Genomic DNA, 14,709 nt, shown 5'->3' with positions numbered 1-14,709 from the left:
GGCGATGGAGTCGTTATATCTCTGCCTCACTGGCGCTATTGCCCTGTTCGCCCTGTTGCTTGGCTTCTGGCAGTTGCGGGTCTCAGCGATGTTGCGCCGCGAACTGGATACGCTCCGTCAGGAACTTTTAGCCTCTCAAACCAGATCGGAACAGAAAGCGAGTTTTTCCAAGAGTCTCGATCAGGTCGAGCACGAACAAAAAGGGATCACCCCGCCTCGCAGTCATTCTGAAAAATATCGTTATGTTGCGTCACTGGCGGCTCAAGGTTTTGACGCACAGGGAATTGCAGTCGCGCTACAAATGGCTCCAGTCGAGGTGGAACAGCTATTAAAACTGTCACAGTTAAAGCATCAGACCGAAGGTTAAAGATTTACCGGGATAAGGTCGACAAGCGTACAGGATTTAAAATTGGAGACAAAAGATGTCAAGTGGTAAGTACGGAGCGATATCAGGAGCAGTTGCACGCATGCAGATGCTGGAAAACATCAGTGAGCGCCTTGCTGCGGTAAAAGTTCCCGGATACAAAAAAGAGATGGTCACCTTTGAGGCAAGACTGGGAGAGGCAAAATCCGGGATGGCCACTAAAGGAACCAACTTTACCCGCCTGTCACAACCGGAAATCGACTTTACTCCGGGTCATATAGAATACAGCGGCGATCCGCTTGATCTGGCAATCAATGGTGATGGCTTCTTTCAGATTCAACGCCCTGACGGCACCTTTGGTTATGCTCGCAAAGGTGACTTTGGACTCAATGCCGAAGGACAATTGATTGACACCAATGGCTATCCAGTGATGGGAACGGAAGGTGGGAATATCACTTTGCCGGGCCCTAACGTAAGCATTCTAACCGATGGCACTATCTGGGATAGTGATACTCGCATCGGTCAGGTAGCGTTATTTCGCTTTGCTGACACCGCAGTGTTAAAACGGGCTGGAGGAGACATGTTTGTTCCGAGCGACGACACGCAGCCAGAGGCCCATCCTAACCCACAGATGTCACAACAAAATCTCGAGTCATCAAACGTCGATATGATGAAGAGCATGATCCAAATGACCTCGAATTTACGGGCATTTGAAGCAACTCAGAAAGCATTGCAGATCTATAGCGATATGGGTTCCAAGGCCGCAGATATTGGTCTGGTTCAATAAATATTTAAACATTACGCCAGAATAAAGGAGTTACATAGATGATTAGAGCACTTTGGACCGCAGCAAGTGGGATGCAGTCACAACAGGTCAATATGGATGTCATTGCCAATAATCTGGCCAACGTCAACAGTTCCGGGTTTAAAAAGAGCCGGGCAGATTTTCAAGATATCCTTTATCAGACATCGAAAGCCGCCGGGACAGGTGGGGATGGCAATGAAGTTCCCACCGGAATACAGGTTGGTCTGGGTTCCCGTGTTGCCGCCGTACAAAAAGTATTCACCACCGGTGATTTTCAACAGACGGAAAATGAACTTGATCTCGCTATTGAGGGTTCAGGATTTTTCCAGGTTGAACTGCCTGACGGAACGGAAGCCTACACCCGTTCAGGAGCCTTAAAGCAGGACAGCACCGGTCGACTGGTCACCTCTGATGGCTATCCAATCATCCCGGAGATTGTCATCCCAGAAGGGGCCACCGCCATCGCTATCGATGGTAGCGGGACCGTTGACGTTCTCATTGACGGCGAAAGCACCGCCACTGAAGTCGGCACTATTGAACTGACTCGCTTTGCAAATCCTGCGGGACTCAGCAGCCTCGGACGTAACCTTTATGCAGAAACGGCGACGACGGGTGATCCACAAATAGGAACTCCAGGAGAAGAAGGTTTTGGCACTTTATCTCAAGGCTTTCTGGAAGGTTCCAACGTCAACATCATGGAAGAGATGGTCAACATGATCGCGGGACAAAGGGCTTATGAAGTTAATTCCAAGGCCATAACGACTGCCGATGAAATGCTACAAATGACCTCCGGGCTCGTCCGGTAAAGGATAAACCAATGAAATACCTGTTATCTCTTTTTCTGATTTTAGCTCTGCCATTGACCGTGTTTGCGGCGACAGGACAATCGACGGCCACCACCGGTCCGTTGATCAATCAGCAGGAGATGAAACAGATTCTTAACGACTATCTGGCAGAGCAGTCACTGTCGTTGCCACAAGTCGATCTACACTTTAAATCCGTGAAGCTCCCAGAACCTTATCGGGTTCCGGCAGGACGCATTTCCCACGAAGTGATCCCAGCAAAACCGGGGATGATCGGCAGCCGTCGGGTCACATTGATGACCCGTGTTGACGGGCAAATCATCAGCAATCAGTCTATCAGAGTTGAATTGGAAGCCATGGCTGAGGTTGCCATTGCGACAAGCTCACTCAGGCGTGGTGAAATTCTTGATGCCGGCAATTTCGAGCTGCAATATCAGGATATCTCCAAGCTAAAAGACCCTATCTTTGCAGCTGAGGATATCATTGGCAAACGGTTGAAGAGATCCATTCGTCTGGGGGAACCTCTACAAATAAATCAGGTTGAATTTCCACCGGTGATCAAGCGCGGTGAAAGAGTGACTATTCAGGTTCAGAGCATGGGACTGATGTTGTCTGCTGCCGGTGAAGCAAAACAAGATGGCAGTACCGGCGAAGCCATCCGGGTTATGAACAGTAACTCTCATAAAGAAATCTTATGTCAAGTTGTCGCTCCCGGACTTGTGAAAGTGGAGTTATAAAATGTTAAAAAACTATTTCTGGTTCATTCTGATCGCTCTGCTACTCAGTGCATGTGCGGGGCCAGCCTCACGAGTTGATTTAAATGATGTTGAACCCATTGTGCCGGTAGTCACCGGCCCAGCTCCACCACAAACCGCCGGATCGCTGTGGACTGAAAGCCGCGGTGGGCTGTTTGTCGATATGAAGGGGAAAACTGTAGGCGATATCATCACAGTCGTCATTATTGAGAGCGCCAGCGCAAGCAAAGAGGCGACAACTGAAACGGATAGAACCAGTTCCATGTCAGCCGGAATCAGCAATATCTTTGGGTTGGAAAAATATATTGGGGAATTGGGCAACAGCTCTATAGACCCTTCGGCACTGGTCAATGCCACGGCGACCAACGATTTCAGCGGCGGTGGGAAAACTGAACGGTCAGAAAATCTGGTTGCAACATTAACCACCCAAATCGTTGAGGTTTTACCCAATGATAATTTCAAGATTGAAGGCAATAAGACCGTCACCGTCAATAATGAGATGCAAATTGTCAAGTTGACAGGGATTATCCGCTCAGCGGATGTCTCACCACAAAACATTGTCGATTCGAAAAATATCCTCAACGCCCGGATCGCCTATATTGGTGAAGGTGTCATCAGCGACAAACAACAACAAGGCTGGCTCGTCAGGGCACTCGACCAAGTCTGGCCATTTTAAAGAGGTTTAAAATGAAACATTTTACCCATAAAATGATCATTGTTCTTCTGCTTCTCTGTGGAACAGTTTTCCTGTCTACGGCTGAAGCCTCTCGGATTAAAGAGTTGGCTCAGATAGAAGGGGTACGCTCGAATCAACTGATCGGTTATGGTCTCGTTGTTGGTCTCAATGGCACAGGAGACAGCTCCAGCACTCAATTTACGGTGCAATCTCTGGTGAGCATGATGGAACGCTTGGGGGTCACCGTTGACCCTGATACGGTCAAAGTCGATAACGTCGCTGCCGTCGTTGTTACGGCAGAGCTTCCCGCTTTTGCCCGCGCTGGAAACACCATTGATGTCTCGGTCTCTTCGGTTGGAGATGCCGAAAACCTCGCCGGTGGCACCTTGTTGATGACACCACTCAAAGGTGCTGATGGCAAATACTACGCCGTCGCACAAGGCTCTATGGTGGTCGGCTCTTTAGCCTTCGGCGGTAAAGCCGCAAAAGTACAAAAAAACCACCCGACTTCAGGACGAATCCCTGACGGAGCGCTAGTCGAACGGGAAGTCCCCTTCGTATTCGGCGAACATAATCAACTCAACTATCGCCTTAAGGATTCTGACTTCACAACCGTTTCGCGCATGAGCCAGGCCGTCAATGCCCATTTTGGCAGTCAGGTTGCCCAAGCGCTTGATGCTGGCCAAATGCAAGTCACAATTCCGAAAACCTATCAGGATCAAGTCGTCGCTTTTGTTTCCGAGTTGGAACGCTTAGAAGTGACTCCCGACACTCTGGCCCGAATTGTCGTCAACGAAAAAACCGGGACAATCGTCATGGGCGAAGGGGTCCGCATCTCAACCGTCGCTGTTTCTCACGGCAACCTTAATCTGGTAATCAGCGAAAGAACTAACGTCTCACAACCTAACGCTTTTGCCGAAGGAGAAACGGTCGCAACACCAGAGACCGATATTGGTGTTGTCGAAGAAGCTGGAAATCTGGTGGTTCTCAACCAAGGTGTCAGTATCGGTGACGTAGCCACCGCATTAAATGCCATCGGAGCGACACCACGGGATCTGATCGCCATCTTCCAGGCAATCAAAGCAGCCGGTGCCCTATATGCTGACCTGGTGGTATTATAATGGAATCGCGAATTGATCCGGCCCAGTTACTCAGCCAGACCTCACAACCAGTCAAAGCGCCGAAAAGCCAGAAGCCCGAAGAACTAAGGGAAGTGGCCCAACAGTTCGAGGCCATCTTCATCCAGCAGATGTACAAGGAGATGCGTAAATCCATCCCCAACGATGGTCTCATCCAACGTGGCAATGCCGATGATGTCTATACTCAGATGCAAGACATGGAAGCCGCTAAAATTGCCGCTCAACAAGGGGGGATTGGTCTGGCTGACCTGATGATGGAGCAGTTAGCGAAGCAACAATAACGGGATTATTTGGGGATAAGTACTCGTTACCTACCCCCGGAATCCACCCAACATCGACCACTTTTTTAGGCCACAATTTAAATGCGCCTGATACCGTTTATTTCCGCCCATAATTCCCTTATAATCACCAGACATTCTGCAACTCTTGAGTACGGACAAATCCGTTAAAAGGTCTCTTTTATGAAAATAGTATCGTTCAATGTTAATGGTTTACGGGCAAGAATTCATCAGCTGCAAGCTCTGGTGGAGCAGCACAACCCAGACATTATTGCTCTGCAGGAGATCAAGGTTCACGACAGTGAATTTCCCCATGCCGACCTGGCTGATCTGGGCTATCACATGATCCATCATGGTCAAAAGGGGCATTATGGGGTTGCGACCTTTTCCAGAGTCGCACCAGTTGAAGTGCATAAAGGTTATCCCGGAGAAGATCCTGACCATCAAAGACGCTTGCTGATTACCGGCTATCCATTGGCTGATGGAAAGTTACTGCGGGTTGTTAACGGCTATTTTCCCCAGGGGGAGAGTCGTGACCACCCGATCAAGTTCCCAAATAAAAAAGACTTTTATGCCAACTTGCAACTGTGGCTGGAACAGGAGGCAACGCCAACGGAACATCTGATTGTTCTGGGTGATATGAATATTGCCCCAGAAGACAGTGACGTTGGCATCGGGCCGAACAATGAAAAACGCTGGTTACGGACCGGAAAATGTTGTTTTTTACCTGAAGAACGGCAATGGCTTGATAAGATTAAGGGGTGGGGACTGGTTGATACTTATCGTCTGGCCAATCCTGAGGTAGATGATCAGTTCAGTTGGTTCGATTACCGCTCTCGCGGCTTTGATCAGGATCCAAAGCGGGGCTTGCGGATTGATTTGATCCTTGCGACTCAGGCACTGAATCAAGTATGCACCGGGACAGGGATCGATTATCAATTACGCGCCATGGAGAAACCCTCAGATCATTGTCCCATCTGGGCGGAGTTTGCACTGTCTTGACCTTGTTTTCTTTTCTTCAACTGAGGATCTGATTATGAGCCCAAAAATTGATGACTCTTGTTTTTCGCTCTTTTTACGCTTTGCCGGCTTTACCCAAGAACTATCTTCTCACGATGATGAGTTCTGTAAAAAACAACTGGAAGAGATAAGAGCGCACATCGCTCAATACCAACCGGAAGAACGGGGGAAACGTGCACTGCAATGGATTGAGCAGTATGCAAGGGGTTATCGGGATCGGTGGAATAAAAAAATTATCGCGGCAGAAGCCTCAAATCATCGCTGCTTAGACTGCCCATTATGTGATGATAAGACACAGGACCATTGTGCAATTCATGACCAATGGTTGGAGTTGTTACAAAAATATATTGCCAATGAAGTCAATACTCAGGAGTACACAAAAAAAACCCTGGAACTGCTGACAGCCCACAAAGAGGACCTCAAGGTTAAGGTCAGCGAGTTATCTCTAGATTGAATCCTAAAACAGTAGACGGTGACCAGCACAAAAGGATAAAAAATCCTGTTCACCTGAGCATCGTCGCCCCTTGAAGGGTGACCAGAGCCAAGCAAGAATAGCGCAACCCTTTACCGGACGTGACCAGCAGCACAAAACGCCAGACCGGGGTTTTCAACATCCCACTGGCCAGACATAATGGATCACCGATCACTGGGAGCCAAGCCAAAAGCAGAGACCAACTGCCATAACGACGAAACCATGACTCAGCCCGCTGCTGCCTTTTTTTGTCGATTCGCAACACTTTTGCAACAAACCAATCCCCACCATAAAAGCCAATCAGATAATTGGTTGCCGACCCAAGTGAATTGCCGATGGTCGCAACGACAATCGCTGTAACCGGACTGGTTCCTTGCAAAAGCAGCACAACCAAAAACCACTCCGACCCTAGCGGCAACAGAGTTGAGGCACAAAAACTGAGGAGAAAAAGCGACAACAAACCGTATTCATTCACGAGTTCCATCATGCTGAGGATCATAACAGAGCTACAGTGAGAAACAAATGGCTGAAAATGGCTTGTCGCTCGACTTCGCAGGGTGTAAATTGTCCGCTTCGTTATTTTCCAAGACAAGAGAGCAGGCGTGATGGATAAGAAACAAATTTTCGATAAGATTAAAACTCTGCTGGAGATGATCAAATTCTCCCATACGATATTTGCTTTTCCTTTTGCCCTGATGGGGGTGGTGCTGGCAGCACTAGCAAGCGGAAAGGCTCCCGGGGTCAGTCAGGTTTTCTGGATTTGCATCGCTATGGTGGGAGCGCGAACAGCTGCAATGGGCCTGAATCGACTCATTGATGCTAAAATCGATGCGAGTAATCCACGCACTGCCGATCGTCACATCCCCGCCGGGAAAGTCTCCATGTTCGAGGCGAGCCTGTTTATCCTCGTCGCGTTGGTCATTTTCTTTTTCTCCGCCTGGATGTTGAATCCACTCTGCTTGAAACTCGCGCCCGCCGTGGTTGGATTGTTTATCCTCTATGCTTACTGTAAACGCTTCACCCACTTTGCCCATGTGGTTCTCGGACTCTGTCTTGCCGCTGCACCGATCGGGGCATGGGTCGCTTTACGTGGCGATCTGGGCTGGTCGGTCATCTCTTTGGGGATTGCAGTTCTTTTCTGGGTTTCCGGCTTTGATATCTTTTATGCCCTGCAGGATTATGACTATGATATCGCCAATGGTTTACACTCTATCCCATCAAAGCTCGGTAAGCAGAAATCATTTTTTCTGGTTCGGATATTCCACGGGTTGATGCTGATCTTTCTGTTGTTGGTTTTGCCGGGAAGCGGTCTGGGCTGGATCTATTTCTCCGGGGTCGTGGTCGTAGCCGGGCTGCTGGTGTATGAACACCTGTTAGTTAAACCAGATGATCTTTCCAGATTGGATGCCGCTTTTTTCAATATGAACGGTTATATCAGTGTCGCGATTTTTGCATTTACCCTGGTCGATGCGTTAACCTGAGAATCGGAAAAGTTTTTTACAAAGAGATGCTAAGAACGGAGAGTGCGCAGAGCAATCTTTTGATTTTAAGTGAGTCGTTATGAAAAAAATCGTTGTTGGCATAACCGGAGCTTCAGGTTCTATTTATGGCTTACGCTTGATTGAAGAACTGTTGCATGCAGAAATGCAGGTCACCGTTCTAGTGACCGATGCCGGTCGTCAGGTGCTTGGTTTTGAAACCGGTCTCAATCTGGCAGAGGACGTCCAAGAGTGCCATCAGCAGCTGATGCAATACTTTGGAGCCACTGACAACTTAAACTATTATGCACTGAATGATTTTTTTGCTCCGACAGCCAGTGGATCAAACCCGGCGGAAGCCGTTGTTATCTGCCCCTGTTCAATGGGAACAGTGGGACGCATTGCCGCTGGCTTGTCTGATAATTTATTGGAACGGGCCGCCGATGTTGCGCTGAAAGAAGGTAAGAAATTACTATTGGTCCCCCGTGAGACCCCGTTCAATCAGATTCACCTGGAAAACCTGCTACGGTTGTCCAAAGTGGGAGCACACATCCTGCCAGCGATGCCGGGATTCTATCAACAGCCAGAGACGGTTGCCGATCTGATCAATTTCGTCGTTGGAAAAATTTTGGATAGCCTTGATGTGGAACACCAGCTTTTCAAGCGCTGGGGAACAGATAAATAAAAAAGACAGGGACAAACATGACTGATCCGTTGCAACAAATACAAGATAAGATACGGAACAATCAGCGTATCAGTGATGCTGATGCTCTGGCATTATTTGCATCAAATGATCTACTGACAATCGGATCACTAGCGGCAGCAGTGAATCAGAAAAAGAACGCTGACAAGGTTTACTTCAATGTCAATCGACATATTAATTACACCAACATTTGCGTCAACCAGTGTATTTTTTGTGCCTTCTCCAAGTTGGAGAAGGACGAAGAGGGTTATACTCTGGCGTTAAATGATATCCGCACAAAGGCAAAAGAGGCTGTTGCTGCGGGGGCGACGGAAATCCACTCTGTTGGTGGGCTCCACCCCCGATTACCGTTTAACTTCTACCTTGATATGTTGCGCACCATCAAATCAGTTTCCCCACAACTTCACATCAAAGCATTTACTGCGGTAGAAATCGACTACTTCTCCAAGATCAGCAAGACATCCGTTACCGAAGTTATCGAGGCGTTGCAACAAGCGGGACTGGGTTCGATGCCCGGAGGTGGAGCCGAAATATTGGCAAAAGAGGTTCGGGATAAAATCTGTCCGGAAAAAATATCGGGAGAACGTTGGCTTGAGGTGATCGAGCAGGTCCATAATGCCGGCTTGAAAAGTAATGCGACGATGTTATTTGGCCATCTGGAAAACCACGCTGACCGAGTTGACCATATGCGCCGCCTGCGTGAACTTCAGGATCGTACCGGCGGTTTTCAAAGTTTTATTCCCCTCGCTTTCCAACCGGACAACACCCGGGTCCCCGGCGCAAAAGGGGTTGGCGGCGTGGATGCGTTAAAGACACTGGCGATCAGTCGGATCTATCTGGACAATTTTCAGCATGTCAAAGCCTATTGGGTGATGCTGGGGATGAAAATTGCCCAGACGGCCCTCTGCTTCGGGGTCAACGATCTGGATGGAACCGTGATTGAAGAACAAATTGGTCATGACGCCGGTGCCGATTCTCCGCAGGTGATTGCCAAGGATCGGATTATCAGCCTGATTCGCAAGGCCGGAAAAACGCCGGTGGAGCGTGATACCCTGTATAACGAGTTAACCGTTTATTAGTTGGATATTATGGATATTTATAAAAACATCGCGACCACTATTGCTCATGGGCAGAGTATCGACCGCGCTCAGGCGCTCTGGTTACTGACCGAAGGGGACCTACTTCAAGTTGGTCAACTGGCAGACGCCATCCGGCAAAAAAAGCATCCCGAAAACCGGGTGACATTTGTTGTTGACCGCAACGTGAACTATTCTAATATCTGCGAATCACAATGTAAATTCTGTGCTTTTTACCGCTCTATTGATGATCATGATGCCTACCTTCTGGACAACGAGACCATCTTCGCCAAGGTACAAGAGTTGGTTGAAAACGATGGCACACAGCTATTGATGCAAGGGGGACTCCATCCGACCCTGAAAATCGAGTGGTTTGAAAATCTGTTTCGGCAATTAAAAGAACGTTTTCCACAAGTACAGATTCATTCTCTCTCCCCGGCAGAAGTGATCCATATTGCCAAGCTCTCTGGCTTAACCATGGAGGAGTGCTTAAGACGCTTACAAGCGTCTGGGTTGGCTTCGGTTCCTGGTGGCGGCGCAGAGATTCTGGTGGATGAAGTACGACAAATGATCTCCCCCAATAAAATCGGCTGGAAACAATGGGCCTGGGTCATGGAGGAAGCTCATCGGCTTGGCATGCGAACCACTGCTACGATGATGTTTGGCAGCAAAGAGACAGCCGAAGACATCATCGAACATCTGTTCCGTATTCGTGAAATTCAGCAGCGCAGTGGCGGCTTTACAGCCTTCATCCCCTGGTCATATCAACCGGACAATACAGAACTGGGCGGTGAATCAGCCAGTGGAATTGAATACCTGAAGGTTCTGGCCGTGTCGCGGATTGTCCTTGATAATATTGAAAACATTCAAGCGAGTTGGGTCACTCAAGGGGCACGAATGGCGCAAGTCGCTCTGTTTTTCGGTGGCAATGACCTAGGTGGAACGATGCTGGAAGAGAACGTTGTTGCCGCCGCCGGTTGTTCCTTTCGGATGTCGCAGGATGAAATTGTTGAACTGGTCCTTGGTGCCGGCTTCACCCCCGCCAGAAGGACAACCGAATATCAAGTGTTAAAGGAATACTCATCATGATCACTTTACGTAAAAATATCGCTGCGATGGATCGTTATGTGCCGGGGTTTCAACCGGAAGAAACGGGCTGGATTAAACTGAACACCAACGAAAACCCCTATCCACCGTCACCAAAAGTTGTTGAGGCAATTCAAGCAGAGCTGGTCAACGGTGGAGAGAACCTGCGTAAATATCCAGATGCTGGGAGTAAAGAAGCTCGCCGCGTCGCTGCCGAGTTGTATGGGGTCGACCCATCCTGGGTGATTATGGCGAATGGTTCGGATGAACTCCTCAACAATTTGATTCGCGCGTTTGCCGATGCTGGCGATGAAGTTGGTTTCGTCCACCCATCATATTCCTACTATTCCACCCTTGCTCATATTCAAGGGGCAAAAGTCGTCACTTTCGGTTTAACTGCTGACACTAAAATTGCAGATTTTCCCGACAGCTACAGAGGCAAAGTCTTCTTTCTCACCAGCCCTAATGCACCACTAGGACTGGGTTTCGATAACACCTATATCTCGGAACTGGCGGACCGCTGTAGGGGCGTTCTAGTGGTCGATGAAGCCTATGTCGATTTCACCAATACTTCGGCCATGGAGCTGGTCAAAAAACATGAAAATATTGTCGTGACCAGAACCTTCTCAAAAAGTTATTCACTCGCGGGAATGCGTCTGGGACTGGCCGTTGCACGACCCGAAGTCATTGCCGCTCTGGACAAAATCCGCGATCATTACCATCTCGATCGATTGGCTTTAGTTGCAGCTGCGGCGGCGCTAAAAGATCAACCCTACCTGCGTTCCACCGTTGCTAAAATTTGTGCCACCCGCGATTGGTTCAGCGCTGAATTGCGCCAACGGGGTTATCACGTCCACCCTTCACAGACAAATTATATTTTTGCCGAAGCTCCAGACGGCGACGGCAAACGGATTTACGACACCTTGTTTGCTCACAAAATTCTCGTCCGCTACTTTTCCGACCCTCTCCTCGCATCGGGGACGCGCATCTCTATGGGCACTCGTGAAGAGATGGAAAAAACCTTGGCGGTTCTCAGTGAACTCGACTGAGCTCCCTTTTCGACCGACTGATTTCTCTCAGCAATTATTGGCCTGGTACGGTCAATCAGGACGCAATCTGCCTTGGAGAAATACCCGCGACCCTTACCGGATCTGGCTGTCAGAGATCATGCTACAACAAACCACGGTATCGGCAGTGATTGATTATTACCAACGCTTTCTGGAAAAATTTCCAACGGTAGAAACTCTTGCCGCGACCTCTCTGGAACATGTCATCGACCTTTGGGCGGGGTTGGGTTATTACTCTCGGGCTAGAAATCTTCACACCGCAGCAAAGATGGTCGTCGAACAGTTTCACGGACGCTTTCCTGAGGACGTTGAATCCCTGCAACAACTCCCCGGTGTGGGACGCTCAACCGCTGGAGCCATCTCAGCATTGGCCTTTGACCAGAGAGCAGCGATTCTAGATGGCAATGTCCGGCGAGTTCTTTGTCGTCTGTTTGCCTTGCAAGAGCCACCCCGTTCAAGCCAAGCAGAAAAACAACTTTGGCGTTGGTCAGAACAATTGACCCCTGCCGAACAAGTCCATGACTATACCCAAGCAATAATGGACCTGGGGGCGATGATCTGTGTTCCACGTAACCCTCTTTGTCACCAATGCCCCGCAGTTGGAATCTGCCAGGCGCATAAATTGGAGTTGGCACAGAGTCTGCCATTGAAAGGGGCGAGCAAAAAAATCCCGACACGTTACGAAATTGCTTTATTGATTAACCATCAAGACCGATATCTGCTCAGACGCCGAATCATCACCGGTTTTCTGGGCGGAATGTGGGAGTTTCCAACCCTGAGCATGACTGCCGAGGAAGACCCCGAAAAAAAATTACAGTTACTTTTATCTGACTTTGCTCTGACTGGTGCAGCCACAAAGTTAGGTAGCATTGAGCACGTTTATAGCCATTTCCGGCTACATTCAGATGCTTATCACATAAAAATTGACAATTTTTCCCACTTGTCTGAGGGGGAAAATTGTTGGTTTCCACTGCATGAATTACCTACGATAGCTTTGCATGGGGCGCATAAAAAGATCCTTGCCAAGCGGTTACAACATGGAGATTAAATGTCTTTACCCCCAATTTTAACAACCACAGATGAAATCACTGAATTTGCCACTGAGTTGGAAAAACACCAGGTCATTGCCGTCGATCTGGAAGCAGATTCGATGCATAATTATCAGGAAAAAGTGTGTCTGTTACAGTTTTCCACACCCCAAACCACAGTGTTGATTGACCCGCTTCAGGGTGCTGATTTAGCCGCCCTCAAACCAGTCCTGGCAAATCCCCGGATTCGCAAAATTTTCCATGCTGCCGATTATGATATTCGCTGTCTGGCGCGTGATTTTGATATTGAAATTAATGGTTTGTTCGATACCATGATTTCAAGTCAATTTTTGGGGGAAGAACGCTTCGGTCTGGCTGATGTGTTGCGTAAATATTTCGCCGTTGAACTGGACAAACAGTATCAACGTGCCGATTGGTCAAAGCGGCCACTCTCTGAAGCCATGATCCGTTATGCCGCTGGAGATACCAGCTACCTGCATCAGCTGGTTGAGAATCTTGAAGGACAATTAATTGCCAAAGGCCGCCTTGAATGGGTGAAAGAAGAGTTCATGCTGATGGAAAAGGTACGTTTCATGGTCCATGAAGGTCCACTTTTCCTCCGCTTTAAAGGGGCTGGGACTCTGAATCGTCGGCAGTTGGCAGTCCTTGAAAACCTGTTGCAGTGGCGCGATACAGAAGCCAAGCGGCGCGATACTCCACTCTACAAGGTCATTGGCAACAAAACCTTATTACAGCTGGCAAAACTCTCTCCAGAGAATCAAAGCAGCATGCAGAAGGTGGAGGGGCTGTCGCCACGTTTGATCGAACGCTACGGCAACGCACTTCTACAGCAGATCACAATGGCCAATGAAATTGCCGAAGAGGATCTGCCAACTTATCCTCGTGGAGAACGGCGCCTCAAAGACCCCCAGATTGAAAAGCGGATGAATCGGCTTAAAGATTGGCGTAAACAGGTCGCCACAGAATTGCAGCTCGATCCAGGGGTGTTGATCAACAACGCCTTACTGGATGAAATCGCCCGCAAACAACCACGCGACCAAGACGAATTGGCCGAAATTGTGTTGTTGAAAAACTGGCAACGGCAAGTTCTTGGCGAAGGGATTCTTCAGAGTTTGAGCTAAAGACAGCGAAGCAGATTGTCCTCCGAGGAGTCACTACTTATAACTGATTTTCTGCACCCCTTCAATCTGACTAATAAGTCGGCTTATTTCTCGACCAATTCTCACTTTATGCTGGGTGAGAACAAGGCGGTAGGAAACACGACCGTCATGGAGATTCCAGTCTGCTTCGATATTTGACAGACGCAAACCATTATCAGCAAAAATATCTTCTAGTTGTGGATAAATGTCCGGTTCTGCCTTTGCGGTGACATAAATATGGAGATAACGGTCTTTTTTTATGATGGGTTCCAGTTTCTTTAGCGCTATCAGAGAAAATAGGGCCACCAAGGTGCCAATAATTCCACCGCTTATTAAGCCCATCCCAAAAGCCATACCGATACCGGCAACCATCCATAAGCAGGCAGCGGTGGTGAGGCCACGGACAACAAAGCCCTCCTTGATAATGACACCGGCACCAAGAAAACCAATACCGGTAATAATTTGCGCTGCGGCCCTCCCCGGATCGATACGGACAACACCGGTACCGGGGAGATCACCATATTTGAGGAAAAATGCCTCAGAGACAATCATCATCAAACAGGACCCTGCTGAAACCAATAAGTGAGTTCGCAGTCCTGCAGGACGACCATGTTTCTCCCGTTCAAGTCCGATCACTGCACCGGCAACAACAGCTAGAAAAATTTTTACGAATATGTCCAGTTCGTAGCTGCCGAATAAAGTTGTACTAAAAAACATAGCTTCTCACCTGCAGTCAAAAAAGGTTCATTTTCATTTAGTTTGATTTTTAAGGATACCACAACAACAAACACTGCGGAGC

18 protein-coding genes are annotated in these 14,709 nt (G+C 48.5%); 16 read left to right on the top strand and 2 right to left on the bottom strand.

Annotated elements, in window-relative coordinates:
• Positions 1–4: 4 nt before the first annotated feature.
• The 9 genes from BLU87_RS00175 to BLU87_RS00135 all read left to right on the top strand — a co-directional run bounded on the left by BLU87_RS00175 (position 5) and on the right by BLU87_RS00135 (position 6,294).
• Positions 5–367, top strand: coding sequence for a hypothetical protein (locus BLU87_RS00175; RefSeq protein ID WP_139167427.1), 363 nt, complete (start codon positions 5–7; stop codon positions 365–367).
• A gap of 55 nt (positions 368–422) precedes the next feature.
• On the top strand, positions 423–1,151 hold the full coding sequence (locus tag BLU87_RS00170) for a flagellar hook-basal body protein (protein ID WP_092343916.1): 729 nt from the start codon (positions 423–425) through the stop codon (positions 1,149–1,151).
• A 38-nt stretch (positions 1,152–1,189) separates the two neighbouring features.
• Complete coding sequence (gene flgG, locus BLU87_RS00165; RefSeq protein WP_092343915.1) at positions 1,190–1,975, top strand: flagellar basal-body rod protein FlgG; 786 nt, start codon at positions 1,190–1,192, stop codon at positions 1,973–1,975.
• 11 nt (positions 1,976–1,986) lie between these two features.
• On the top strand, positions 1,987–2,709 hold the full coding sequence (gene flgA / locus BLU87_RS00160) for a flagellar basal body P-ring formation chaperone FlgA (RefSeq protein WP_092343914.1): 723 nt from the start codon (positions 1,987–1,989) through the stop codon (positions 2,707–2,709).
• Between the two features lies 1 nt (position 2,710).
• Entirely contained in the window at positions 2,711–3,403 is a 693-nt protein-coding gene (locus BLU87_RS00155) for a flagellar basal body L-ring protein FlgH (RefSeq protein WP_092343913.1), read from the top strand.
• An 11-nt stretch (positions 3,404–3,414) separates the two neighbouring features.
• Complete coding sequence (locus BLU87_RS00150; protein ID WP_092343912.1) at positions 3,415–4,524, top strand: flagellar basal body P-ring protein FlgI; 1,110 nt, start codon at positions 3,415–3,417, stop codon at positions 4,522–4,524.
• A complete protein-coding gene (locus BLU87_RS00145) occupies positions 4,524–4,823 on the top strand; it encodes a rod-binding protein (RefSeq protein WP_092343911.1) in 300 nt (99 codons plus the stop codon). Before BLU87_RS00150 ends, BLU87_RS00145 begins: the two co-directional genes overlap by 1 nt.
• 180 nt (positions 4,824–5,003) lie before the next feature.
• Positions 5,004–5,822, top strand: a complete 819-nt coding sequence (gene xthA, locus BLU87_RS00140) for an exodeoxyribonuclease III (protein WP_092343910.1) — start codon at positions 5,004–5,006, stop codon at positions 5,820–5,822.
• Positions 5,823–5,856: 34 nt separating this feature from the next.
• Complete coding sequence (locus BLU87_RS00135; protein ID WP_092343909.1) at positions 5,857–6,294, top strand: hypothetical protein; 438 nt, start codon at positions 5,857–5,859, stop codon at positions 6,292–6,294.
• Between the two features lie 49 nt (positions 6,295–6,343).
• Here the strand turns inward: BLU87_RS00135 and BLU87_RS00130 are convergent, their stop codons facing one another.
• The gene (locus BLU87_RS00130; RefSeq protein ID WP_092343908.1) at positions 6,344–6,799 is read right to left on the bottom strand and encodes a YqaA family protein; all 456 of its coding nucleotides are present in this window, start codon (positions 6,797–6,799) and stop codon (positions 6,344–6,346) included.
• 118 nt (positions 6,800–6,917) lie between these two features.
• On the opposite strand from BLU87_RS00130, the gene BLU87_RS00125 reads away from it, so the two are divergent.
• The 7 genes from BLU87_RS00125 (at position 6,918) to BLU87_RS00095 (ending at position 13,892) form a co-directional block, all read left to right on the top strand.
• Entirely contained in the window at positions 6,918–7,793 is an 876-nt protein-coding gene (locus BLU87_RS00125; RefSeq protein ID WP_092343907.1) for a UbiA-like polyprenyltransferase, read from the top strand.
• 79 nt (positions 7,794–7,872) lie between these two features.
• Complete coding sequence (locus tag BLU87_RS00120) at positions 7,873–8,475, top strand: UbiX family flavin prenyltransferase (RefSeq protein WP_092343906.1); 603 nt, start codon at positions 7,873–7,875, stop codon at positions 8,473–8,475.
• A 17-nt stretch (positions 8,476–8,492) separates the two neighbouring features.
• Positions 8,493–9,572: an aminofutalosine synthase MqnE gene (gene mqnE, locus BLU87_RS00115; RefSeq protein ID WP_092343905.1), complete on the top strand. Its 1,080-nt coding sequence runs from the start codon at positions 8,493–8,495 to the stop codon at positions 9,570–9,572.
• Positions 9,573–9,581: 9 nt separating this feature from the next.
• Entirely contained in the window at positions 9,582–10,658 is a 1,077-nt protein-coding gene (mqnC, locus tag BLU87_RS00110) for a cyclic dehypoxanthinyl futalosine synthase (RefSeq protein ID WP_092343904.1), read from the top strand.
• The gene (hisC, locus tag BLU87_RS00105) at positions 10,655–11,704 is read left to right on the top strand and encodes a histidinol-phosphate transaminase (protein ID WP_092343903.1); all 1,050 of its coding nucleotides are present in this window, start codon (positions 10,655–10,657) and stop codon (positions 11,702–11,704) included. Before mqnC ends, hisC begins: the two co-directional genes overlap by 4 nt.
• Entirely contained in the window at positions 11,691–12,770 is a 1,080-nt protein-coding gene (gene mutY / locus BLU87_RS00100; RefSeq protein ID WP_092343902.1) for an A/G-specific adenine glycosylase, read from the top strand. The genes hisC and mutY overlap by 14 nt, the downstream gene beginning before the upstream one ends.
• Positions 12,771–13,892, top strand: coding sequence for a ribonuclease D (locus BLU87_RS00095; RefSeq protein WP_092343901.1), 1,122 nt, complete (start codon positions 12,771–12,773; stop codon positions 13,890–13,892). It abuts the gene before it with no gap.
• A gap of 33 nt (positions 13,893–13,925) precedes the next feature.
• On the opposite strand, the gene BLU87_RS00090 is transcribed toward BLU87_RS00095, so the two are convergent.
• Positions 13,926–14,627 carry an MgtC/SapB family protein gene (locus tag BLU87_RS00090; protein ID WP_092343900.1) on the bottom strand — a complete coding sequence of 234 codons (702 nt, stop codon included), beginning with the start codon at positions 14,625–14,627 and terminating at the stop codon, positions 13,926–13,928.
• Between the last annotated feature and the right edge of the window lie 82 nt (positions 14,628–14,709).

This window comes from Desulfuromusa kysingii (assembly GCF_900107645.1).
Lineage (GTDB): Bacteria > Desulfobacterota > Desulfuromonadia > Desulfuromonadales > Geopsychrobacteraceae > Desulfuromusa > Desulfuromusa kysingii.
This window is presented reverse-complemented; position numbering and strand designations above follow the sequence as displayed.